The following is a 23454-nucleotide window of genomic DNA, read 5'->3' as shown; positions in this document are numbered from 1 at the left end:
ATAATTATAAAATTAAAAAACGTTTAATTAATTGGGAATTGAAGTATCGTTTGGACCGGTACTATTACAAATAGTTATCTTTTGCATAGATAACCGTTATAACTTAAAAATAACAAATAAGCGACAATCTAAATGTCACGGTTTAGACACCGGAGATGTCTTTTACTGGACAAAACCAGGTGTTTTCATGTTCTCTCATAATCGCCAGCCTTATGGTTTGCGTTTATAATTTACCGGGCATGGTTGCCCGGTTTTTTGATCATACTGGTAGCACGACGGGTGGAGTATATCGCTTTGGTGGTGTACATATAATGTTAACGTGAAGGAGAGTGAGCTCGTAATGCCCCGGCAGTGTATCAGCATTGGGACCGTTCAACAAAGGGAATTGCTTAAATATGAATTGAGCCAGGAGCTTCAGGCTTTACGGGATAAAGGATTAAACGTGAGGCTCAGGGAAAATTCGGCAAACGGGTTCACTTTTTTGGATTGCTGTGTTTCCGGAGTCGGGTTTGCCGAGCCGGTGGTAAACCGGCAGGTGGCTGGTGTCATTACGGATTTGATCGTTAATAAATGGGAAAATATATTGCTTAAAGATATCATTAGGGAAAATTATTATTACTTTGATGATGACGAAAAGGGTGCCATTTATGATTATGCCCGAAAAAAATTAAACTTGAATCAAAAAAACAAGGAAAATTATAGATTGCTGATTTTGCAGAAGCTTACTGAATACCTTAATTCCAACAATCATATCGTAATTGACGGTTTTATCCGGTTTCGCTTAAAAGACTATGTTAACCTGCTTTATGACGTGGCGGACCAGGCCGTCGATGATTTTTTAATGGACCGGGAATACAAGGAGTTTATCGAATTGCTCAGGTATTTCGTTGAAATCCAAGAGCCGCGCGCCAACCTGGTCAACGTGGTACTGCGGGCGGACGGCGCCTTCCAGCTGTACGACGAAGAATGCCGGGCCATTGACAGCGACTACCTGCGTGATTTCATGATTGACCTGACGGATAACGAGATTAATTACGAAGATCTCTTGATTAGCGCGCTGATCACCATAGCTCCCAGGGAAATCAAATTTCACTCGGGAAACGGCCGGATGCCGGCCACCACCGTGGACACGATCAGCAGCGTTTTCGCGGGGCGGGTTTCCACGTGTGACGGGTGTGTGTTGTGCAAAGATGGCAAGTAGGGTGGTGCGGGTGGTGCGGGGTGGTGCCGGTAATGTTGACAACGGCAGTGCATTTAAATATAATAAAGCCTGAATTAAATATTATAACGATGATGATGAGGAAGAGTAAACTTCAACCGGTACTCAGAGAGAAGGCGCCGGCGGCTGAAAGTGCCTTTGTACGCGAGGAGTTGAAAACCACCTTTAAATCGCCGCATTGAACGGCAGTAAATGCGGCCGGTCGGCACCGTTATCGGCCCCCAAAGAAGCCTTTTTCGGGCTTAAACAGGGTGGAACCGTGGGATTTGCAATCTCGCCCCTGGCCGTTTGCCGGGGGTTTTTAATTTGTATGTGGGAAAGGGGTAATCCAGTGATGATCAATATTACGCTGAAAGACGGGTCGGTGCGCCGTTATGAGCCCGGCACTTCCCTGTTGGAAATAGCTTTTGACATCAGCCCCAGGCTGGCCAAGGATGCGCTGGTGGCCCGGGTGAACGGGAAGCTGGTGGATTTGAATCACAGGCTGGACGAGGATGCGAAAGTTGAATTCCTGACCTTTGACAGCGAAGAAGGGAGGGATGTTTTCCGGCACAGCACCGCGCACGTCATGGCCCAGGCCGTCCAAAGGCTTTTCCCCGGCACCAAACTGGCCATCGGCCCGGCCATCGCCAACGGTTTTTATTACGACTTCGACTCACCACAAAGATTCAACCCGGAACAACTGGAAGCAATTGAGGTCGAAATGAATAAAATAATTAAGGAAGACCTGCCTTTCGCCCGTGTGGAATTGTCCCGCGAAGAAGCTTTGAACAAGTTCCGGGAAAGGGGAGAGCATTACAAAGTTGAATTGATCAACGACCTGCCGGAGGATGCGGTCATTTCCTGTTACCAGCAGGGCGAGTTTGAGGATTTGTGCGCCGGGCCCCACGTGCCTTCAACGGGCCGGCTTAAAGCGGTTAAGCTACTTAATGTGGCCGGGGCGTACTGGCGCGGCGACGAGCGCAATAAAATGCTGCAGCGCATCTACGGCACGGCTTTTCCCAAGAAATCGCTGCTTGACGAGCACCTGCACCGGCTGGAAGAGGCCCGGCGCAGGGATCATCGCAAACTGGGCGCGGAACTGGACCTGTTTAGCATCCAGGAAGAAGGTCCGGGATTCCCATTTTTCCATCCCAAGGGAATGATCATCCGCAACGAGCTGGAAAAATTCTGGCGGGAAGAGCACAAGCGCCGCGGCTATGATGAAATCCGCACCCCGGTTATCTTGAGCCGTGCGCTGTGGGAACAGAGCGGTCACTGGGATCATTACAGGGAGAATATGTATTTCACCAAAATCGACGATGCGGATTTTGCCATCAAGCCCATGAATTGCCCGGGCAGTATCCTGATTTACAAGAGCCGCCTGCACAGCTACAGGGATCTTCCAATCCGCATGGCGGAACTGGGCCTGGTGCACCGGCACGAGTTGTCGGGGGTGTTGCACGGGTTGATGCGGGTACGTTGCTTTACCCAGGACGACGCCCACATTTTTATGCTTCCCGAACAGGTTAAAGATGAAATCGTCGGGGTGATCGACCTGGTAAACGATTTTTACCGGGTGTTTGGTTTTGATTATCACGTGGAACTTTCAACCAGGCCGGAAAAGGCCATGGGTTCGGAAGAAATCTGGGAAATGGCCACGAACGCCCTGCGGGAGGCTATGGAAGAACGTGGTTTGCCGTATAAAGTTAACGAAGGGGACGGCGCGTTTTACGGTCCCAAAATCGATTTTCACCTCGAGGACTGCATTGGAAGAACATGGCAATGTGGCACTATTCAACTTGATTTCTTGATGCCGGAAAAATTTGATCTGACTTACGTTGGTGAAGACGGTCAGAAATATCGCCCCGTGATGATTCACCGGGTGGTTTTCGGTAGTATTGAAAGGTTTATTGGTATATTAACCGAGCACTTTGCCGGCGCGTTTCCCACCTGGCTTGCTCCGGTGCAGGTCAAGGTGCTGCCCATTACCGATCGCCAGTTGGATTACGCCCGCGAGGTGACGGGTATACTGGCGGAGCGGGATATCCGGGTCGAGTTGGACGCCCGTAATGAAAAAGTAAATTATAAAATAAGGGAAGCCCAGGGGCAAAAAATCCCCTACATGCTGGTATTGGGCGACCGTGAGGCGGCGGCGGGCACCGTTGCGGTGCGCCACCGCCGCAAAGGGGACCTCGGCGCGGTGGAACTGGAACGTTTCATCGAAAACCTGCAGCGCGAAATCAGCAGTAAGGAATGCTGAGTTGCTGATTTGCGTAAACAGTTGACGCAGCAGGATTCTAGTGGTATACTAGTTGAGAATTGCATATGTCAAGTTAAGTAGAAGCCACTCGCTTCTCACCCCGCGACGCCGGTCGGCTGTCCAAGGGTTTCACGAACAACTCGATAAATTTATAGGCATAACAGAGCCTTTTGATAAATTTATGAGTATTGATTTCCAGCGGGTGGAATGCCCGCTTTTTTATTTTACAGGGAGGTGAAGAACTATTTCCAGAGAAAATCGGATAAATGAAGATATCCGAGCCAGGGAAGTCAGGGTCATTGACGCTGACGGTAACCAACTGGGAGTGCTTCCTTTACGCGACGCCTTGAGGATTGCGGACGAAAGACAGTTGGATTTGGTGGAAGTGGCGCCGCAGGCCAAGCCCCCGGTTTGCCGGATCATGGATTACGGCAGGTATAGATACGAGCAGAGCAAGAGAGAAAAAGAGGCCAAAAAGAAACAGCGCATTATCACCGTTAAGGAAGTCAAGCTCAGACCCAACATCGAGGACCATGATTTTGAGGTCAAAGCCAGAAACGCCATCCGGTTTTTAAAGGATGGCGATAAGGTAAAGGCAACGATCATGTTCCGGGGCCGGCAGATTGTGCACCCGGATTTGGGGAAACAGTTGCTTGTCAGGTTGGCTGAAAAGGTTGCCGATCTGGCCAATGTGGAAAGGCCGCCCAAGCTTGAAGGCAAAAACATGATCATGATTTTGGCACCCAAGCAACAACAGGATTAATCCAGCTACACAAAAGTATTTACGGGAAGGAGTGAAGTGTTTTGCCGAAAATCAAAACACATCGCGGTGCCGCCAAACGTTTTAAAAAGACTGGAACAGGTAAATTCAAGGCTTCGCATGCATTTCACAGTCACATTTTGGGGAAAAAGACGGCGAAGCGCAAGCGCAAGCTGCGCAAGGCTTTAATTGTTCACCCGACCGACGCGGGCAAACTGCAGCGTCTTCTCCCTTAACCAGTAATTGTTTTAGTTCCGTAAAAAGGAGGAATTGCCATGCCACGGGCGAAGAGCAGTGTGGTTTCACGTAAAAGACACAAGAAGATTTTAAAACTGGCTAAAGGATACCGGGGCGCCAAGAGCAAATTGTACCGCGTGGCCAACCAGCAGGTCATGAAATCCCTGATGTACGCTTACCGGGACCGCAAAGCCAGAAAGCGCGATTTTAGAAAGCTTTGGATTGCCCGGATCAACGCTGCCGCGCGCAACAACGGCATATCTTACAGTCGTTTCATGGACGGCCTGAAGAAGGCCGGCGTGGAAATCAACCGCAAAATGTTGGCTGATCTGGCGGTTAACGACAGCAAGGCTTTCGGCAAGCTGGTGGATATGGCCAAAAGCAAGGTAAATTCTTAATAATTTTATAGGTTTTGACGGAAAAATAAGCATGGCATTTATACCACCATGCTTATTTTCATTGTTACTTAAAAATTCGGATGGGATAAGGATATGCTTGTAAATAAAAACAACTCGCGTATCAAATACGTGCGTCGCCTGGCGAAACGCAAATTCCGGGAAAGTGAAGGCAAATTCATTGTTGAGGGCGTCCGCTTTGTTGAAGAAGCGGTCCAAGCCCGGTGGCCGCTGGAACTGGTTTTGCACACCCTCGGGCTGGCCGGGCACACTAGGGGTAAAACGCTGCTGGAGATGCTGGCGGAACAAGGTGTGCCCCTGCTGGCCGTGGATGACGGCTTGCTGGCCGAGCTTGCGGATACCGAATCGCCCCAGGGGGTGCTGGCGGTAGCTGGTATTCCACGGCATTTAAAATTTGATCCGGAAGCCTGGCGCAGAGATGGAAAGGACTTGCTGGTGCTCGTTGACGGCGTCAGGGATCCGGGCAACTTGGGCACCATCATCCGCTGTGCGGACGCCGCCGGGGCGCACGGTGTGTTTATCTTTAAAGGCACCGTTGATCCATATAACGCTAAAACGCTGCGTTCCACTATGGGGTCGGTTTTTCATATTCCGGTTATTAGTGTGGCGGATGTGGATAAGTTCTTGTTCGAGTTGCAAACTGGCGGGTGGAAATTGGTGGCGGGGGATTTGGCGGCCCGGCGTGAGCTTTATAACTGTGATCTTACCGGGCAGGTTGCGCTGGTTATTGGCGGGGAAGCCTGCGGGATTTCCGACGTGGTTCGCCGGGCGGCCGGTGAAAGGGTGCGGATTCCCATGCCCGGAAGGGCCGAGTCACTAAATGCCGGGGTGGCGGCCGGCATCATGCTGTATGAAGCGGTCCGGCAACGGCTATGTGCTGGCAAGGAAATTGCTAAGCCTTAACCTCATTTTTTAGTTAACTTCCTTGTTTTCAAAACATCCTTATGATATAATCAATGGCGAGTGGAAGGCCTCAAAGAATGGGGAAAGGTTGTGGTTAAATGTTTTTAACCGCCGATTTTTTTTGGAGATTATTTGAAGCTACCGGTTCCATTCGAGCTTATATACTATACAGAAGGTTGGCCGTACACTAGTTATCAATCAATATTTTAACGGTAATGAAGGGGATTAGTACGCGGTTACCATTGTCTTCCAGGGAGAAAGGATCGCCGACTGAGAGTCCTTTTAAGAACAACCCGCCGAATTCACCCCGGAACTGCAGCTGAACGTTGAACCAAGTAGGTGTAGCCGGATCCCTCCGTTACCGGGAACCGGGGTGCTGTTGAACGCACCCCGGAACGAGTGGTTGAGCCTTGTTGGCAACAATTTGGGTGGTACCGCGGATAAACAATCCGTCCCTTGGGACGGTTTTTTATTTTGCCTGGTTGCTATGGGAATAATAGGAACATTGCCAAAAGCCATAAGGGGGATGAATATGGAACAGAAATTGAAAGCAATATTATCCGAAGCTGAACAGGCCCTGTCCCGTACTGACAACCTGGATCAACTCAATGAAATCAGGGTTCGATTTCTCGGGAAAAAGGGATTGTTAACTTCCGTTTTGCGCGGCATGGGAAGCCTTGCTCCCGAAGAGAGACCCCGGGTGGGCCAGCTTGCCAACGATGTAAGGGCCAGAATAGAGAGTGTCCTGGAAGAACGAATGGCCACGATCAAGGAACAGGTGAAAAAAGAAAAGCTGGCGGCGGAGAGAATTGATGTTACGCTGCCCGGCACTCCTTTCCCCGCCGGACGCAGGCACCCTCTTTCCATTGTCGAGGAGGAAATAGAGGATATTTTTCTGGGTATGGGATACAGCATTGAGGAAGGTCCGGAAATCGAACTCGATTTTTATAACTTTGAAGCCCTGAATTTACCCAAGGACCACCCGGCCCGCGACATGCAGGACTCGTTTTTCATTGGGCCGGAGGTGCTCTTGCGGACCCATACATCACCGGTGCAGGTGAGAACCATGGAAAGAACCGCTCCCGTTTTACCTGTGCGGATCATTGCTCCGGGCAAGGTATACCGCCGGGACGATGACGCTACCCACTCGCCCATGTTTCACCAGGTGGAAGGTCTGGCCATTGACAGGCGGGTTACTTTCGGTGATCTGAAGGGTACGCTGCAGGTATTTGCGGAAAAGATGTTCGGCCCACAAACCAGAACCAGATTCCGCCCCAGCTATTTCCCCTTTACCGAACCCAGCGCCGAGGTTGATATTTCCTGCGGCATGTGTGGCGGCAAGGGCTGCCGGGTTTGCTCCGACACCGGCTGGCTGGAGATTTTGGGTTGTGGCATGGTCCACCCGAGGGTGCTGGAAGTTTCGGGCTATAATCCCGAAGAGGTTACCGGTTTCGCCTTCGGCATGGGGGTGGAGCGCATCGCCATGCTCAAGTACAACATAGATGACATGCGCCTGCTGTTCGATAACGACCTGCGTTTCTTGGCCCAGTTTTAAGCACCTAAACTATATCGGGAATTTATAACAATGGTATTCGAGGAGGTAATTGAACTTGCGTGTTTCTTATAAATGGCTGCGGGAATACGTTGACCTCGATGGCATTACTCCCGGTGAACTGGCCGAGCGCCTGACCCTGGCGGGACTGGCGGTTGAAGCCGTGGAGGAGCCGGGAAAGGATATCACCAAAGTCTATACCGGTAAAATAATAAAAATTGAGCCCCATCCGAACGCCGACAAACTGGTGATCTGCCACGTCACCACCGGTGGTGATGAGCTACTGCAAATCGTTACGGGCGCGCCCAATGTCAGGGAGGGCCAGGTGGTGCCCGTGGCTGTGGTTGGTGCCAGGCTTGCCGGCGGGGTGACAATTAAAAAAGCGAAACTGCGCGGTGTGGAATCACGGGGGATGCTTTGTTCCGGAGAAGAACTGGGGCTTGACCCTGCAACTTTGCCCAAAGATCAGGAATATGGAATTATGATTCTACCCGCCGATACCCCCCTGGGCGTTGATGTCAAACCGCTGATCGGCCTTGACGATGTCATACTCGAACTTGAACTAACCCCCAACCGGGGCGATTGCATGAGCATGATCGGCGTGGCCCGGGAAGTGGCCGCTATTTTCAACAGGCCTTTGAAAATGCCGCGGGTCGAGCTGGACGAAACGCCACCGGCGCCGGAAGACAGGGTCCGGGTGGATATTGAAGAATCCGGCCTCTGCCGCCGTTACGTTGCGCGCCTCCTAAAAAACGTCAAGATCGGACCGTCCCCGGTCTGGATGCAGCAGCGACTCCGGGCGGCGGGCGTACGCCCCATCAACAACGTGGTGGACGTAACCAACTATGTAATGATGGAACTCGGCCAGCCGCTGCACGCCTTTGATTATCATAAATTAAAGGACGGCCACATCATCGTGCGCCGGGCGACCGAGGGCGAGTTGATGTATACTCTGGACAAGGACGAGAGAAAGCTTTCCGCCGACATGCTGGTGATCGCCGACCAAAACGGCCCCGTGGCGGTGGCCGGGGTGATGGGCGGGCTGGACTCGGAAGTGACGGATCAAACGAGGGTTGTTCTTTTGGAATCGGCATATTTCAACCCTGTCAGCATCCGGCGCACTTCTCGCAATCTGGGCCTGCGTTCGGAATCTTCCTCCAGGTTTGAAAAAGGGATCGACATAACCGGCTGCAAGCGAGCTGCCGACCGGGCCGCCGGGCTTTTAGCGGAGATGGGGGCAGCGGAAGTTGTGGCGGTGGTGGTGGATAATTACCCTGAACCGGCGGTGGAAAAAACCATCTTGCTGCGCCCGGACAGGGTGAATCATTTACTGGATTTGCCTTTGACCCCGCCGGAAATCAAGGATCTGCTCACCCGCCTGCAGTTCAGGGTCAAGGAGGATGAGCAGGGACTACTGGTTACCGTGCCCGGCCACCGGCCAGATGTGGGTATTGAGGTGGACCTGATCGAGGAAGTGGCCAGGTTGTATGGGTTCAACCATGTGCCGAATACTTTGCCCACCGGCGTGATCACCCAGGGAGCCAGAACATATGAGCAGATGCTGGCCCTGAAAGTGAAAAATTTTCTGTCGCTGGGGGGCTTTAGCGAAGTGGTCACCTATAGTTTTGTCAGCCCCCGGGTTTTTGACCGGCTGGGCATCCCCGTCGATAGCCGGTACCGCAATGTGGTGGCGTTGCAAAATCCCTTGAGCGAGGAGCAATCGGTAATGCGCACGCTGTTGTATCCCGGGTTGCTGGATGTCCTGCAACGCAACAGTAACCGCCAGGTTAGGGACGGGGCGATTTTTGAACTGGGCCGGTTGTTCTACCCCCGGGAAGGTGAGCTTTTACCCGAGGAAGTACCGGCGCTGGCCGCCGCAGTTACCGGTTTCACGCCGGGCGGCTGGAACGCCCGCCCCGTTTTGATGGACTTTTATTTCCTGAAGGGGGTTTTAAACGCTTTATTGAAATACGTGGGTGTCCGGGATATTTCATATGTTCCCGCAACCGACATTCCCGGTTTTCACCCGGGGCGGACGGCGGCGGTGCTTTCCGGCGAGCAGCACCTGGGAATTATCGGGGAACTGCATCCCGACGTGCAGGAGGCTTATGACTTGAGCCAGCTTGTGACATTGTTTGAATTGAATTTTGATGTGCTGGTGGACGTTTCGGGCAAGCCCCGCCAGTATGCCCCCTTGCCCAAGTTCCCCGGAGTGGAAAGGGATTTGGCGGTGGTGGTACAACGGAATATCCCGGCCGGTGACATCATCAAGCAGATTTACCGGGCCGGTGACTCAGCCATTCTGCGGGACGTTCAAGTATTTGATGTTTACAGCGGCAAGCAGGTGGAAGAAGGAAAGCGGAGTATTGCTTTTACTTTGAAATTCCAGGCCGAAGACAGGACACTTACCGATGAAGAGGTAAATCAACAAATCAGCGCCATCATGCGTGCCCTGGAGCGGGAGTTCGGCGCCACCCTGCGGCAATAGCTGAGCCGGTCAGGCAAATGAGCAAGGTAAATGAATAAAAACCTGTTCGGATGGTCCACTTGAGAATAATGCCCCGGGCTTTATTTTCAAGTGGATTTTTTCATTGTAAACTGCGTTTCCACTTGCCAAAAGATAGAATATGGGGATCCCTGTGACAAAAAAATGAAAAATACTCCTTCTTTTGCAGGAAAATAGTAATTAATGTTGAATATATTATTTAAAGTACTGCTAATAATCACCGGGGAGGACCGGGCATGTCCGACGAGCAAAACCGGGTGGATGTTGAAATATACGGGGAGCGTTACACACTGGTAGGGGATGCTTCCCCTGAAAACATGGTTAAAATGTCCAAGGAAGTGGACGAAAAAATGAGACTGGTATTACAGCGCAATACAAGGCTTTCACTATACAAGGCCGCGATTCTGGTTGCCCTGAATGTCATGGAGGAACTTTACAACTTACGGGAAGAATATGAGAACCTGGTCAAGATGCTGGAACCTGAACGAAAAAAGAAAAAATAATAAGCCGGATACTCATGGAGCGGGCTTCATGAGTTTTTTTATATTTTCCAGGGCAAATTATTTTAAGTAACGAAGCGGGGCGTTGCCTGTGAGAAATATGGAAATAGCCTGGGTTTTTTATGAAATCGCCGATTTGTTGGAATTCAAAGGAGAAGACTTTTTCAAGATCCGGGCTTACCGGCGGGCGGCCAGGGCGATTGCCGGGCTGGAACAACCCGTAACGGAGATGTATGCGAGTGGGGAATTAAAAAAAGTACCCGGTCTGGGTAAAAATATTACCGGCAAAATAGGTGAATTGATTACCACTGGAGAATGCAAGCTGCATCAAGAGCTCAAGGAAGAGATACCTCCGTCCCTGCTGGAACTGATGACGCTGCCCGGCCTGGGACCAAAGAGGGTGAGGTTGCTTTACGAGCGGCTGGGCGTGTCTTCACTTGCGGAGTTGGAGGAAGCGGCCCGGGCCAGAAAGGTTCGGCAGTTGCCCGGGATGGGCTCGAAGACCGAGCAGGAGATTCTCCGCGGTATTGTTAGATTGAAAAATAAAGTCAACCGGCTGCCGCTGGGAGCGGCCCGGGAGTTGGCCCTGGAATTAAGCGCTTATTTGGATCAAATGGCTGGGGTGCATAGGGTTACCGTGACCGGCGAGCTCAGGCGCTGGTCGCCTCTCGTCGGCAGCGTGGACCTTTTGGTGGTTGCGGAAAACGCGGAGGAAATCATTGAAGCCTTCCTGATTCACCCGGTGCTGGGCGATATACTCCGGCGGGAAAAGGACCGGGTGCAGGTGCTGAGCCGCTGGGGGGTGCACGTGGAACTTATTGTTGTGCCGGAGGAGCAATACTGGTTCGCTTTGCTTTGGAGCACCGGAAGCCCGGCCCATTATCGTCGCTTGCAACTTTTGGCTTGGAAGCGCGGCTGGCGGCTTAGCCGGCACGGAATGCTTTCCCGCGCCTGCGGCAAACCTGCCAGGGTAAACAGTGAACATGGGATTTACGGCTTGCTGGGTTTAAATTACATAGTTCCCGAGTTGAGGGAGAACAACGGGGAAGTCGGCGCCGCGGCTGAAAACAAATTACCCCGGTTGCTGGAACTGGCCGACATCCGGGGAGACCTGCACGTGCACACCAATTGGAGCGACGGGACGGGAAGCATTGAGGAAATGGTGCGGCGGGCACGGGAAAAGGGTTATTCCTACCTGGCCATTACGGATCATTCCGTTTCCTTGAAAATCGCCCGGGGTCTCACCGTGGAAAGGTTGCTGCAACAGCATGAAGAAATTCGCCGGCTTAATGATGAGATGGAAGACTTTCATTTGTTTACCGGTGTCGAGGTGGATATTCTAGCAGACGGCAGGCTTGATTACCCTGACGAAGTGTTGGCCCGGGTCGACGTGGTGATCGCTTCGGTGCACAGCGGTTTTAAGCAGGACCGCGATGCCATTACCCGGCGCATCCTGTCGGCCATCGAAAATGAACACGTCGATATCATCGGCCACCCCACGGGCCGCCTGTTGGGCCACCGTGAACCTTATGCCGTGGATGTGGAAGAAATCATCGAGGCCGCCGCGCGCCACAACAAGGTGCTCGAAATCAACGCATCCCCCGACCGGCTGGATTTGGACGAGTTCTATGTCCAGTTGGCTTGCGAAAGCGGCGTTCGGCTGGCTATCAACACGGACGCGCACGACCCGCATCGCCTGGATGAAATGATATACGGCGTTTCGGTGGCCCGCCGCGCCTGGCTGGAGCCGCGGCACATTTTAAACGCGCTGCCGCTGCCGGAATTATTGCAGGTGTTGGGCAAATGAAGCAACCGGACTTCAATTGCGCGCCTCTGCCCCGGGAGTTTTACGGACGCGATACCGTTACCGTGGCCCGGGATTTATTGGGTTGTATTTTGGTGCATCGCAGCCCGGAGGGTACAGTGGCAGGTAAAATAGTAGAAACCGAGGCCTATTTGCAGGGTGATCCGGCCTGCCACGCCGCCCGTCGCATGACGCCGCGTAACAGCGCCATGTTCGGCCCGCCCGGTCATGCATATGTATACTTTACATACGGCATGCATTATTGCTTTAATGTGGTTTCCGCCGCCGAAGGGGTGGGTGAGGCGGTGCTGGTCCGAGCGCTGGAACCCGTGTTTAATATTGAATTGATGCAGCGGCGGCGGGGCAAGGATAATATTCGGGATCTTTGTTCCGGTCCTGCCAAGCTCACCCGGGCCATGGGCATCGGGCCTGAACACAATAAGGTCGATCTTACTAAAGGCAATCTCTATATTTGCTATGGTGAGGCCGGTTCGCCAATTATAACCTCTACAAGGATCGGGATCAGGGAAGGAACAGATCTTCCCCTGCGGTTTTATTTGCAACATAGCAGGTATGTATCTAGGAAATGACAAATATATTTTTGGTGACTATAATTTTGGAGATTATATTTAAAAGGATGTGGTTTGTTGATGAAGATCAGTGAAATATATGAATACGTAATTGCCAGGGGAATAGAAAAAGACCCGCGCGGCGCTGAAACGGTGGCCGCGCAACTGGCCCGGGAAAAGAAGCGTTACGCGGAAATGAAGGAAGAGGATAAGAAGGATTACGACACCGACCGCCTGGCCAACCCTTACAGCGATACACGGGTGCTTTATGGAGACCCTTCCCGGGAAGTCAAGCGGATGCTGGTGGGCATCGATATAGAGGTCGGCGAGGTATTGCTGGCCGACCGGCTGGGTGAAAAAGGGAGGCCCGTAGATTTGATCATGTCGCATCACCCGGAAGGCAAGGCGCTGGCGGGACTGCACGACGTGATGCATCTCCAGGAGGATGTGCTGGCGCGCTTTGGCGTGCCCATCAATGTGGCCGAGGGCATCATGGTCTCCCGTATCGGCGAAGTCAAGCGGGGGTTATTGCCCTTAAACCACAACCGTGCGGTGGATGCTGCCAGGATTTTGGGCATAGCGATCATGAGTGCCCACACCGTGGCTGACAACCAGGTCACCAGCTACTTGCAGGAATTGATGGATAAGGAAAAACCCGATACCTTGGGTGACGTGGTCAAACTGCTGAAGCAGATTCCGGAATACGCCGAGGCCGTTAAATATAACGCGGGGCCCAACATTGTAGTCGGCAGCAAGGAAAGACGGGCCGGCAAGATCCTGGTTGATATGACCGGGGGGACCAGCGGTTCCGAGGATGCTTACGCCAAGCTGGCCCAGGCCGGCGTGGGCACGCTTCTGGTGATGCATATGGGAGAAAAACACCGCAAGGAAGCGGAAAAGAATCATGTCAACGTAATTATTGCCGGGCATATGGCCAGTGATTCGCTGGGCATGAACCTGCTGCTGGACGGCCTTGAGGACAAGGGCGTGGAAATTGTGCCCTGCGCGGGTTTAATCAGGCATAAAAGAAGCTGGAAACGGGGTACCTGAATGAATAAGCCGGAATTGCTGGCGCCGGCGGGCAGCCGGGAAGCCCTGGTGGCGGCCGTGCAAAACGGGGCGGATGCCGTTTACCTGGGCGGCCGGCGGTTTAACGCCCGCCGGAGCGCGGATAATTTTAGCGACGAAGAATTAACGGAAGCAATTGAATATGCTCACGTGCGGGACGTCAAGGTTTACGTCACGGTCAACATATTGCTGGCCGACGGCGAATTGCCGGAGGCCGTTAGATTTTTGCGCACCATTTATAATGCCGGCGCCGACGCCGCAATCGTACAGGACCTGGGGTTAATTAAGCTGGCCCGGCAGGTGATACCCGAGTTGGAGTTGCATGCCAGCACTCAAATGACCGCGCACAACGTGCCCGGTGTTTTGTTTTTAAGGGATTTGGGGGTTAAACGCGTTGTGCTCGCGCGGGAGCTTGACCTGGATTCAGTGCGGGAAATCAAGGAGCGCACGGGGATGCAGGTGGAAACGTTCATCCACGGGGCGTTGTGTGTCTGCTATTCCGGCCAGTGCCTGATGTCAAGCATGATTGGCGGCCGCAGCGGCAACCGGGGACGTTGTGCCCAGCCCTGCCGTTTGGAATACCAGCTTTTGGACGACCGCGGGCAAACCGTTGTTGACCCCGGCAGGGTGGGTGAGTACCTGCTTAGCCCCCGGGATCTCAACCTCAGCCTGCATATCCCGGAATTAATCAAAGCCGGCATTGATTCCTTCAAGATTGAGGGAAGGATGCGCCGCCCGGAATACGTGGCCACGGTCACCAGAATTTACCGGAGCTTAATTGACAGGGCCTTGACTGGTGAGGACTACGTGGTTACCGAAGAGGAGTCTGCTGAATTAGCCCAAATATTTAACAGGGATTTTACCACTGGTTATTTTTTTGGCGTTCCCGGCGCTAATTTGATGAGCTATAAACGGCCGAACAACAGGGGTACCAGGCTGGGACGCGTGCGCCGGTATGACCGGAAAACCGGGCTGGCCGAGATTGAACTGGAAGCTCCGTTACGCGCGGGTGACGGCATTGAGGTGTGGGTGACCCGGGGCGGCCGGGTGGGGACCGAAGTATCCGAACTTTTTGTAAATAACCGGAAAGTGGTTTTTGCCCCCGCTGGAACCGTGGCAGCATTGCGGTTGGACGGCCATATCCACCCCGGGGACCGTGTTTTTAAAACCAATGATGTACAGTTGATGGAAAAAGCCGTTCAAACCTATTCATCCAGCAGGGAAACGAAGCGAATACCGCTGAATTTTAAAGTCAGGGCGCGGGTTGGCGAGCCTTTGCTGCTTGAAGCGTCCGACCCCGAGGGGGTAATTGCGAGGGTCCATACCGGGGCTGTGGGTGAGGAGGCCAGGAAAAAACCTTTAACGGGGGACTTTCTGGCCGGCCAATTGGACCGCCTGGGCAACACCCCTTTTGCTTTAAGCAGTCTTGAGTGCGACATTGAGGGGGATGTGATGATCCCCGTCAGCGAAATTAATGACGCGCGCCGGAGGGTAGTGGAACAGGTGGCTGCGGCAAGAGCCGGGCTACGCAAGCCGGCGCCGTTGCCCGCCGAAAGCATGGAACGCAAACTGGCAAGGGCGCTGGATGAAGGAATGGAGCGCCCGCCTGGAAAATTTCCGCGGCTGGCTGCTGCGGTCAACGGAGCGGAGGCGGCCCTGGCGGCCGCCAAAAACGGCGCGGAAGTAATTTATTTCGGGGGTGACGCTTACCGGCGCAGAGGCAGGATTACCGTGGATGAGATACGCAGGGCCCGGGATTACTGCGCCGAAGCGGGCGTGGAGTTTTACCTGGCCACTCCGCGCATTTTGCACGAGCGTGAGCTTGAAAAATACCTGGTGTTTTTAAACCGGGCTTTGGAAGCCGGTCCGGACGGCATCCTGGTATCGGGATATGGTTTATTAACAGCGGTGCGTAAATTGACCGATCTGCCTCTGGTCACTGATTTCGGATTTAACGTTTTTAACCGGCAGAGCGCGCTTTTGTTAAAAGAACGGGGGGCGTACAGGGTAACCCTTTCGCCTGAGTTGACCGGGAAACAGATCAGCAGTTTGGCCGGCTTTGTAAACGTTGAAACGGAGGTTATCGTGCAAGGTTTTTTGCCGCTTATGGTTTCCCGCTATTGTGCGGTGGGTAGCCTGATGGGTGGCAAGGGGAGGGATAGCCGTTGCCCGGCGCCCTGCCGCAATGCATCATTTGCGTTACGCGACCGGAAAGGGGTAATCTTTCCCGTTGAAACGGATGCCAATTGCCTCATGCATATTTTTAATTCCCGGGAACTGTGCTTGCTGGAAACGCTGCCTTATTTGACGGAAGCGGGTCCGGGGGTGCTGAGGATTGAAGCGCGCCGGGAAGACGAAAGGTATGTACAAAAAGCGATGAAGGCCTACCGGCGGGCATTGGACGGGCTGTACCGGAATTTTGGGAGATTGCCGGAGTTGACCGCGATCATGCGGGAACTTACGGAATGCGGACCTGGATATACACGGGGTCACTATTACAGGGGAGTCCTGGATTAACAGGGGTAAAATATGGATGAACGCAATTTGAGAAGACTGGAATTTGATAAGGTTAAACAAAAATTAGCGGGTTATGCGGGGTCGAAGCCCGGCCGGGAAATGATCGCGGATCTTTTACCTTTGCAAAACTCGGAAGAAATAATTAATGCACTGGCTGAAACGACTGAAGGCAGGGAGTTGCTACGCTTGGAACCCGTGGCTAGCCTGGACGGGTGGAACGATATCCGGGAAGAGGCGCGGCGTTGTCAACGGGGAGGGGTGCTGGACGCCGAAGAACTCTGGCATGTGCTACAGACTCTCGTTGCCTCCAGGCAGGTGAAAAACTTTTTTAACGAGCGGAGGGACAAATACTGCCGCCTTGGTGAAATCGCCCTGGGCTTGGGCGATTTCAGAGAACTGGAAAAACAAATCTCCGGCGCCATTTTACCCGGCGGTGAAGTGTCCGACCGGGCTACGGAACGGTTATTCAACATCAGGCGGCGGCTGGCTGCGGCCCAGCAACGCGTCAAGGAGCGGTTGGACGCCATCATCCGGTCGACCAGCTATCAAAAATATCTTCAGGACCCCATTGTCACAATCAGAGAGGGCCGTTACGTAGTTCCCGTTAAGCAGGAATACAGGGCGCAGGTGCCGGGTATTGTCCATGACCAGTCGGCCAGCGGGGCCACCCTGTTCATCGAGCCCATGCCTGTGGTCGAGGCGAACAATGAAGTGCGCGCCCTAATGGCCGCCGAAAAACAAGAGGTGGCAAGAATTTTACAGGAACTCTCGGCGGCGGTGGGAAGGTGGGCGGAAGAACTGCTGTATACGATAGAAACCTTGGGCAGGCTCGATTTTGTCATGTCCAAGGCCCGTTACAGCCAGGACCTTGACGCCATGGCGCCACGCATCGTCCCGGAGGCCAGGCTTGATATCAAACGGGGAAGACACCCGCTTTTACCCGGCAAAGCGGTTCCCATCAGCATTCATGTGGGCGATGCTTTTGATACACTGATTATCACCGGGCCCAACACCGGCGGCAAAACGGTGACGCTGAAAACAATCGGGTTGATGGTGGTTATGGCTCATTCCGGTTTGCATGTGCCGGCCGATGAAGGCACGGTTATCGGTATGTTCAGCGACGTATATGTTGATATAGGCGACGAGCAGAGTATTGAACAATCACTCAGCACCTTTTCCTCGCACATGTCCAATATTGTGGGCATCCTGGAACGGGCGGGCAATAAAAGCCTGGTGTTGCTGGACGAACTGGGGGCGGGGACTGATCCCACCGAAGGTTCGGCCCTGGCCCAAGCGATTTTGGACCAGTTGCGCCGCCAGGGCGCCAAAACGGTAGCCACCACGCACTACGGAGAACTGAAAAACTATGCCTACTCCAATACTGGAGTAGAGAATGCCAGCGTGGATTTTGACCCTGAAACGCTTCGCCCAACATACAGGTTGATTATCGGCAGGCCCGGGCGCAGCAATGCGTTTGAAATTGCGCAACGCTTGGGTCTTAGTGAGGCCGTGGTGCAAAGGGCAAGGGGGTATCTCACCGAAGAGCAGGTGCAGGTGGCCGATTTAATGCGAGATCTGGAAAAAGCCCGCCTACAGGCCGAGAAAGAAAGGACGGAAGCGGAAGAACTGCGCCGCGAAGCCGAGGAATACAGGGCGCAATATTTGGCCCAGCTGGATAATATCCAGGCCCGCAAGGATGAGATTATTTCGCGGGCCGTGGCGGAATCCAGGGACATGATAAAAAAAGCCAGGCGTGATGCCGATAACCTGGTGGAGGAATTACGGGCGCAGTTAAAGGAGGAATCGGTTAGGATTCGGGAAACCTCCATTAGCAGGATCAGGCGGCAACTGAAGGAGTTACAGGCGGGCATAGAGGAAAAAATGCATCAAGATGTTCCTGTGCGGGATACAGATGCTATCACCGAGGTTAAACCCGGCGATGAGGTTTTTATACCCAGGTACGGGCAGCGGGGAGTTGTGCTGGCGGTCTCCGACCAGGATGATAGCGTTCATGTTCAGGTCGGCATGATCAAACTGACCATCGGCAAGCAGGAATTAAGCCGAGCGGAAGATAAGCGGCCGAAAAGGCAGGGTGACGGGCTTGGCCGGCTGGTCCAGCAAAAGGCCAGAGATGTTTCCAGCCGCTTGGACCTGCGCGGGATGAGGGTTGATGATGCCCTGGGCACGGTGGAAAAATACCTGGACGACGCCTGTTTGGCCGGTTTGCCGGTCGTATACCTGGTGCATGGCAAGGGCACCGGGGCGTTGCGCTCGGCGGTGCAGCAAATGTTGAAACAGCACCGGAGGGTCAAGGAGTTCCGCCTGGGCGAGCAAGGTGAGGGCGGCAGCGGGGTTACCGTGGTTCACCTGACATGATTAAAAGTTTAATTTACTCAATTATTTATTAATGAGCAGTCTGGGTTCTTGTGTTTATTCATTTATTACTTGGGCCAATAGCCCGGCAAATAAGAGAGGCAGGTGGATCACCTGCCTCTTTGATGTTAAAGGTTTAAAGACGTTTAAGGGTTTTTAATTGGTGTGAAATCGCCGGTGTTAAAATTGGATTCCACCGGTAAATCCGGGTTGCCCGGCCGGGGCGAATCCGCGTTTTCTTCTCCGGGTTCGGGTTCAAATAGTGTCTCCGGCCCGTGCACGTCACAGATTTCGGTAGGCACCCGCAGGTTATAATCCGCCACATTACCCGGCACGGTATAAGGCAGTTTCAACATGACCCGGGTGATCCGGTCCGGGCAATACTGGTTCGGTAACTTGCCTGTGGTGGCGCAAACTTCCGTTAAAACGTGCACGTTGTCCGTTTCCGTCGGCACCGTGCCGGCGGCGAAAATGTCCGTCACCATGTGCTCCGGCGGTGTGTTTGGGCCGGGCAACAATCCTGATTTACTATCGACTGTAGCGGTTACAATCCCGGGCGGTTGTACAAAACCGTGCGGTTTTATGCCCTGGTGCGCTTGTTGCATAACTTCGCGCCAAATCTTGGCGGGGTAAATACCGCCATAACTGTGCGGCATTTTAGTTGGGGTGTCGTAACCGATCCAGACCACCCCCACCAGTTCCGGTGTGTATCCCGCAAACCAGATATCCTTGAGATCATCGGTGGTACCGGTTTTTCCCGCCACCGGCCAGTTGGCGATGGCCGCGCGGGTACCGGTGCCTGATGTTACCACGGACCGAAGCATGTCCGTAATCAAGTAAGCGGTTGTTTCCTTCATCACCCTGCGGGGGGCCTGTTCGGCTTCAAACAGTACGTTGCCTTCCCGGTCCTCAACGCGTCTTATAGCCACCGGTTTGTTATAAACCCCATGATTGGCAAAGGCGGAGTATGCCGCGGCCAACTGCAGCGGTGTCACTTCCTGGCTGCCCAGCGCCATAGCCGGCCCGGTAAGCTTGAAATTCATATCCATTTTGGCCGCAAATTTTAGCGCATCGGTCATGTGCAGGTAATCTGTAAACAGCTTGACCGCCGGAATGTTTACCGACCGGGCGATCGCCGTCCGCATGGTGATTAAGCCGCGATATGTGCCATCATAGTTATGGGGTGTATAATTTTGGAACTTGGGGTATTTTACCGGTGCGTCATCAATGACCGTGGCCGGTCCCATGCCCAGCAATTCAACGGCAGGTCCGTACACGAGAACCGGTTTAATGGCCGACCCCGGTTGGCGGGGTGACATAGTTGCCCTGTTCAGCGCCCTCATATGGGTATGTTCCCTGCCTCCGACCAGCGCTCTGATTTCACCGTTGGAAGGATCAATGATGACCATGGCGCCCTGAGGCTGCAACACCCCTTCGTTATTTTTTCGGGAAGCCGGGAAGTTGTCCGGGTTGGCCATTGCCTTTTCCGCGTAACTCTGTATATCCGGGTCCAGTGTGGTATATACTTTCAAACCGCCTTTGAAAACCGCTTCCTCGCCGAACTTTTCCACCAGTTGCTCGGTAATGTAATCCATAAAATAGGGATAGGGATATTGCTGTGTAGCACTGGGGCTTTCGTGAATCAAATTTATTTTTTCGGACAATCCCTGTTGGTAAGTTTGTTCATCTATAAAGTTATACTCGCGCATGTCAGACAATACCTGATTGCGCCTGGATAACGCCAGTTCGGGGTTTTGGTACGGCGAGTAATTATTGGGTGACTTGGTCAGCCCGGCCAGCAAGGCGGCTTCACCCACAGTCAGGTCGCCGGCGTTCTTGCCAAAGTATGTTTGAGCGGCGGCCTGAATGCCGTAGGCTCCTTCACCCAGATAGATTCTATTGAGATACATTTCCAGGATCTCATCTTTGGAATATCTTCTTTCTAATTGAAAGGACAAGATTACTTCTTGAACTTTTCTTTTTAGTTTCCTCTCCGGGCTCAAAAACGACAACTTGACAAGTTGCTGGGTAATGGTACTGCCGCCTTGAATATTTCGGTCCATACCAATGAGGTGTAACGCGTCATTGAATGCGGCTCTCACGATAGCTTGAATTCTGATACCGTGATGTTCATAAAAATAATGATCTTCCGCCGCCAAAAAAGCGTCTTTTACATGGTCCGGAATATCATTTATCGAAACTTGCACCCGGTTTTCCAGGCCGATTTGGTTAACCGGATTGTCATTCCGGTCAAAAATTTGCGTTGACGTAGCCGGTACCAGATTGGCCTCATTAAAAGCCGGCAAATCTTTGATGCTTACTGCCAACAACCCCAGTGCCGCACCAGCGGAAAGTAAAAACATCAGGATGATGATAAAAACAACAAACCTGAACGGGTTAAGTTTTCTTTTTTTACGCTTGCTCGTCCGAGACAAAATGTTGCCCCCTTTCAGGGAATTAAGACCTTATATGACAACGCAATTATATCATAATGAAGGCACAAAATTTAACTCATAAATTGCCACCTTGTAACTAAACTTTGATCTTTGATATAATTTATTGATATTGAGGCAATGGAAAGGAGTATAAGAATGCTTAGTGTCGAAAAGCAGCTGGAAATTATCAAAAGGGGCGTTGTTGAGATAGTACCGGAGGATGAGCTTATTGCCAAGCTCGAAAGATCTGTAAAAACGGGTGAACCTTTACATATAAAACTGGGATTGGACCCTACCGCGCCGGATATTCATCTCGGCCATACCGTCGTATTGCAAAAAATCAGGCAGTTTCAAGACCTGGGCCATCGTACCACAATTATTCTTGGTGACTTTACCGCCCGCATCGGTGACCCGACGGGCAAATCGGAAACGAGGAAACAACTCACCGAGGAACAGGTAATGGAAAACGCCAAAACATATGAAAGACAAATTTTTAAAGTGTTGGACCCCGGTAAGACTACACTTACTTTTAACAGTAAGTGGCTGGCTCCTTTAACTTTTACTCAGGTGATCGAGTTGGCCGCCAAGTACACCGTGGCAAGAATGCTGGAGCGGGATGATTTTGCCAAACGCTTTAAAGAGGGACTACCTATAAGTGTGCATGAATTTTTCTATCCTTTAATGCAGGGATATGATTCGGTGGCATTGCGCGCGGATATTGAATTGGGCGGCACCGATCAAAAATTTAACCTGCTGATGGGCAGAACGCTGCAGCGCGAGTACGGCCAGGAGCCGCAGGTGGCTATAATGATGCCGATTATTGAGGGGACGGATGGGGTTCAAAAAATGAGCAAAAGTCTCGGCAACTACATCGGAATCGATGAGTCGCCCGGGGAAATGTATGGCAAAACAATGAGCATCCCCGACGATTTGATGCTGCGTTACTTTGAACTGTTGACCGCTGTGCCGTTGGATGAAATAAAGGAAATAGCCGAAGGCCTGCAAAGTGACACGCTGCACCCCCGTGATGTAAAAATGCGCCTGGCCCGTGAAATTGTAACAATATACCACGGCAAAGACGCAGCGTTGCAAGCCGAAGAAGAATTTAAGCGCGTTTTCCAGCAGCATGATTTGCCCGAGGATATTCCAACCTTTGAGGTGCCGGAAGATTTTTGGGAAGACGGGCTGGTTTGGTTACCGCGTATCCTGCAACAATCGGGAATGTGCGCCAGTACCAGCGAGGCCAGGCGATTGATCCAACAAGGCGCCGTACGGGTGGATGGTGAAAGGGTTAATGACCCTAATCTTAAGATCAAGCCCGCTCCGGGTATGGTTATTAAAGCAGGAAAAAGAAAATTTATCCGTATTGGTTAAGATATCAAATGTTATTTTGGGACGAAAGTTTAATCGGACATTGGATTGCCCCATATAAATGTATAGAAAACCAAATAGCCCATGGGGTGATCCAATGTTCAAAAGAAAACGGCCGTACCGGAAAATTACAGCAGTTTGTTTAGTGCTGTTGTTAATCGTTGGGGTTTTTATCTTCCTGGATCGAAGAGTGCGCCCAACTCTTTTTTCTATAGTCGAGGTGGAAGTGACTCAAATGGCTGTGGGGGCTATTAACAAGACCGTCCAGGAGGAAGTATCCCGTAATGACATTAATTATCAGGACTTTATAACCGTCCACCGGGACTATAACGGGCGGGTGGCATTAATGCAGGCCAACACGGTGCGAATCAACCAGATGGCCGCTGAGATAACACTGGATGTGCAAAATGAATTGCGGGCCCTGGAAGGAAAAAGGGTATCGATTCCACTGGGGCAAATCTTGGGCAGTTATATTTTGGCCAATATGGGACCTCGCATTAATATCGAGATTCATCCCATGGGTACGGTGAATGTGGATGTGGTAGACAGGTTTGAACAGGCCGGCATAAACCAAACCAGACATAAAATATACTTCAACTTTGATACAATGGTACGTGTAGTAATCCCCATATATAGTGGTGAAGTTAAAATCGCGACAAAAGTACCGGTGGCTGAAAGCATTATTGTGGGAGATGTACCCGAGGCGGTTATCAATTTGCCCGGTGGCATTCTGGGCACCGACAGGTGAAAATGATTTGAATCCTTTTTGCATAAAAGTGTCTAAAAAATTACAATATATGAAAAAATAAAATTCAAAAATAGTGTTGACAAGTTAAGTTCCTGTATGATAGTATATAAAAGTCGTCGCGAAACGGCGAAGCGAGACCGGAAAATAGATCTTGACAGTGCCGTTCCGGCATGATACAATTACAAATGCCGCTGAACAAGCGGTGGAAAAAACAACCTGATCCTTGAAAACTAA

At 52.1% G+C, this 23454-nt stretch carries 18 protein-coding genes and 2 other annotated features; of the genes, 17 read left to right on the top strand and 1 reads right to left on the bottom strand.

Annotated elements, in window-relative coordinates:
- Positions 1–340: 340 nt before the first annotated feature.
- The 15 genes from ytxC to IT084_RS13040 all read left to right on the top strand — a co-directional run bounded on the left by ytxC (position 341) and on the right by IT084_RS13040 (position 18669).
- A complete protein-coding gene (ytxC, locus tag IT084_RS13110; protein WP_195713354.1) occupies positions 341–1201 on the top strand; it encodes a putative sporulation protein YtxC in 861 nt (286 codons plus the stop codon).
- Positions 1202–1284: 83 nt separating this feature from the next.
- Positions 1285–1504, top strand: a binding site (T-box leader).
- A gap of 49 nt (positions 1505–1553) precedes the next feature.
- Entirely contained in the window at positions 1554–3461 is a 1908-nt protein-coding gene (thrS, locus tag IT084_RS13105; protein WP_195713396.1) for a threonine--tRNA ligase, read from the top strand.
- Positions 3462–3705: 244 nt separating this feature from the next.
- The gene (infC, locus tag IT084_RS13100; RefSeq protein ID WP_195713395.1) at positions 3706–4224 is read left to right on the top strand and encodes a translation initiation factor IF-3; all 519 of its coding nucleotides are present in this window, start codon (positions 3706–3708) and stop codon (positions 4222–4224) included.
- Between the two features lie 41 nt (positions 4225–4265).
- Positions 4266–4457, top strand: coding sequence for a 50S ribosomal protein L35 (gene rpmI, locus IT084_RS13095; protein ID WP_195713353.1), 192 nt, complete (start codon positions 4266–4268; stop codon positions 4455–4457).
- Positions 4458–4496: 39 nt separating this feature from the next.
- A complete protein-coding gene (gene rplT / locus IT084_RS13090; protein WP_195713352.1) occupies positions 4497–4856 on the top strand; it encodes a 50S ribosomal protein L20 in 360 nt (119 codons plus the stop codon).
- 93 nt (positions 4857–4949) lie between these two features.
- Complete coding sequence (locus IT084_RS13085) at positions 4950–5777, top strand: RNA methyltransferase (RefSeq protein ID WP_195713351.1); 828 nt, start codon at positions 4950–4952, stop codon at positions 5775–5777.
- A gap of 98 nt (positions 5778–5875) precedes the next feature.
- Entirely contained in the window at positions 5876–5968 is a 93-nt protein-coding gene (locus IT084_RS13080) for a YqzL family protein (protein ID WP_195713350.1), read from the top strand.
- Positions 5969–5983: 15 nt separating this feature from the next.
- Positions 5984–6237 (top strand) — a binding site (T-box leader).
- A 72-nt stretch (positions 6238–6309) separates the two neighbouring features.
- Positions 6310–7332, top strand: a complete 1023-nt coding sequence (gene pheS / locus IT084_RS13075) for a phenylalanine--tRNA ligase subunit alpha (protein WP_195713349.1) — start codon at positions 6310–6312, stop codon at positions 7330–7332.
- Between the two features lie 55 nt (positions 7333–7387).
- Complete coding sequence (pheT, locus tag IT084_RS13070) at positions 7388–9817, top strand: phenylalanine--tRNA ligase subunit beta (protein WP_195713348.1); 2430 nt, start codon at positions 7388–7390, stop codon at positions 9815–9817.
- Between the two features lie 254 nt (positions 9818–10071).
- Positions 10072–10338, top strand: coding sequence for a cell division protein ZapA (locus IT084_RS13065; protein WP_195713347.1), 267 nt, complete (start codon positions 10072–10074; stop codon positions 10336–10338).
- A 97-nt stretch (positions 10339–10435) separates the two neighbouring features.
- Positions 10436–12142 carry a DNA polymerase/3'-5' exonuclease PolX gene (polX, locus tag IT084_RS13060; protein WP_207744586.1) on the top strand — a complete coding sequence of 569 codons (1707 nt, stop codon included), beginning with the start codon at positions 10436–10438 and terminating at the stop codon, positions 12140–12142.
- Positions 12139–12729: a DNA-3-methyladenine glycosylase gene (locus tag IT084_RS13055; RefSeq protein ID WP_195713345.1), complete on the top strand. Its 591-nt coding sequence runs from the start codon at positions 12139–12141 to the stop codon at positions 12727–12729. Before polX ends, IT084_RS13055 begins: the two co-directional genes overlap by 4 nt.
- Positions 12730–12789: 60 nt before the next feature.
- Positions 12790–13758, top strand: coding sequence for an NGG1p interacting factor NIF3 (locus IT084_RS13050; RefSeq protein ID WP_195713394.1), 969 nt, complete (start codon positions 12790–12792; stop codon positions 13756–13758).
- Positions 13759–16293 (top strand): DUF3656 domain-containing protein, encoded by a 2535-nt coding sequence (locus IT084_RS13045; RefSeq protein WP_195713344.1) that lies wholly within the window; start codon positions 13759–13761, stop codon positions 16291–16293.
- 12 nt (positions 16294–16305) lie between these two features.
- Positions 16306–18669 (top strand): endonuclease MutS2, encoded by a 2364-nt coding sequence (locus IT084_RS13040; protein WP_195713343.1) that lies wholly within the window; start codon positions 16306–16308, stop codon positions 18667–18669.
- A gap of 143 nt (positions 18670–18812) precedes the next feature.
- Here IT084_RS13040 and IT084_RS13035 read toward each other — a convergent pair whose 3' ends face one another.
- Positions 18813–21101, bottom strand: coding sequence for a transglycosylase domain-containing protein (locus IT084_RS13035; RefSeq protein ID WP_195713342.1), 2289 nt, complete (start codon positions 21099–21101; stop codon positions 18813–18815).
- A gap of 156 nt (positions 21102–21257) precedes the next feature.
- Here IT084_RS13035 and tyrS point away from each other — a divergent pair, with 156 nt between their 5' ends.
- Entirely contained in the window at positions 21258–22475 is a 1218-nt protein-coding gene (gene tyrS, locus IT084_RS13030; protein WP_195713341.1) for a tyrosine--tRNA ligase, read from the top strand.
- Positions 22476–22569: 94 nt separating this feature from the next.
- Complete coding sequence (gene yunB, locus IT084_RS13025) at positions 22570–23220, top strand: sporulation protein YunB (protein WP_195713340.1); 651 nt, start codon at positions 22570–22572, stop codon at positions 23218–23220.
- Positions 23221–23454: the final 234 nt, after the last annotated feature.

The sequence above is a fragment of the Desulfallas sp. Bu1-1 genome, from assembly GCF_015594625.1.
GTDB lineage: Bacteria > Bacillota > Desulfotomaculia > Desulfotomaculales > Desulfallaceae > JADNRQ01.
Note: the sequence above shows the minus strand (reverse complement) of the source record. Positions and strands in the feature narration are given on the sequence as shown.